This window comes from Methanobrevibacter sp., assembly GCF_045577275.1.
In the GTDB taxonomy this organism is placed as follows: domain Archaea; phylum Methanobacteriota; class Methanobacteria; order Methanobacteriales; family Methanobacteriaceae; genus Methanobrevibacter.
In genome coordinates this window covers 1-1779 of sequence record NZ_JAZNIB010000179.1, presented here as the reverse complement: position 1 = coordinate 1779, position 1779 = coordinate 1, and the positions used below count along the sequence as shown (strand labels likewise).

Annotated in this window: 1 protein-coding gene; it reads right to left on the bottom strand. The window is 33.9% G+C overall.

Translation table 11 applies throughout. The features are described from left to right. Positions 1-276: 276 nt before the first annotated feature. Positions 277-1779: hypothetical protein (locus ACKI67_RS05385; RefSeq protein WP_407462401.1), on the bottom strand; the 1503-nt coding region annotated here is incomplete at its 5' end.

Genomic DNA, 1779 nt, shown 5'->3' with positions numbered 1-1779 from the left:
AAATCTGGTGGTGCTGCATTCATCGCTGGTGGTAAATTCAAACAATCTAAAAACAAGTTTAAAGGAAATAAAGGTGGTAAAAAACCTAATGTTGCTAAAAAATAAGCAATAATTTATTTCCCTTTCTTTTTTTATTTTTTTTATTTCACAAGATCAATTCTTTTCTATCTCAAGGATAGCTTATTCTCAGTATTTATCTGTTTTTCACTATGGTTTCGATTTTTTTATAGAATATCTAATTTTATATTTCCTTTTTATCTTCATAGAGTATTATTTTTATAGAATATCTAATCTTATATTTCCTTCTTTATCTTCATAGAGTCTTATATTGTCCATTTTCATATCCTTGAAATCTATCAGATCGGATTTTTTCATAGGAGCTCCCATTTTTATTATTCCATTTCTTAAGGCACTTAGATAAAATCCATAATTTCCTTTCTCATCCAATTCTGTCCATTTTATATTATCTTCAAACAGGTCTTTATAGAAAAGGAATTTTATGAATCCACCTGTTTTCAAATCTTTAATGAATATAGGCAGTTCCCTTTTGATCTTTCCTTCAGATTTGTTTATCATGGTCATTCCCACTTCATCTGAAATCAATTCAAATTTGAATTTGTCGTAATAATTGGTTGAAATGGCAATGTTGCTTCTCTTTTTGGTTGAATAAATCTCTATTTTGTCATTGTTGTTTTCTATTGCACCTATGCACTTTTCCCTGATCCTGACCTTATTTGGGCTTTTGGATTTATAGTTTGCCTGAAGGTACACATCATGTATTTGGAAAAGGTTCAAGTCAGCTATTGGTATATTCAGGTTGAACACATTCCTTTCGTCGGATTCCACCAATTCATAGGATTTGAAATTCTCTTCCAAGACTTCATCAGTGCCTATCCTTTCCATTAAGAAGATTTCTGCACTTTCAACATCAAGATATTTAGGCAATCTGACATTTTTGAATCTAATATAATCCCTGTCAGTGCTCAACTCCTCAATGTCAATGAAGTTTGATATCAATGACTTGACTTCGAATATCTCATCTGGAATGCCTAATTCCTCATTTCTAAAGAGGGGAATGTTCCAATATGTCTTTTCATCTATGTCAACCAAATCCCTATAATCCTCGTTATTGATTATGAGTTCCTTTATCTCATCCCTGCAGTCATTGAGGCTTAGGTATAGGTAGATATTTTCAAGTGTGGTCATGTCATTTTCATACAAATCATCCACCTTAGGGCATTCCCTTTTCAAAAGTGAAGCTCCCCTTTCAAAATAGACCTTTTCAAACTCTTCATTGTCTATGATTCCTTCAATCGGGTAGATGACCCTTCTCATAAGTCTTTTGAAGTAATTCTTATAAAAGCCGGTGTAGAAATCAAGATTCTTCTCATATGAATCTATTCTATCGATATAGTTCCATGCTTCCTTCCTTCTCATGCTTAAGGATTCCTGATCTGTCTCAGTGACCCTTCTCCATAGGTAAACGCAATCTGGAATCATGGCTATCTTATTTGCAAGGCAAAACGCTTCGTGGACAAATTTCCTGTCAGCATATACCTTGGTTTCAACAGGCAGATATGTGTCGTTGTCCATAAGGAATTCCTTCCTCATTATCTTGTTCCAGTAGAATGCTTCACAAAATATTTTTGTATAGTCTTCGGTCTTGAACACCTTCTCCTCATTCCACACTGTCCTTTCGAAATCCCTCATTTCCTGTTGCCAATTTCCAACAATGAAATTAGCCTTTCCAACTGAAATGTCAGCATCATGTTCCTTTGC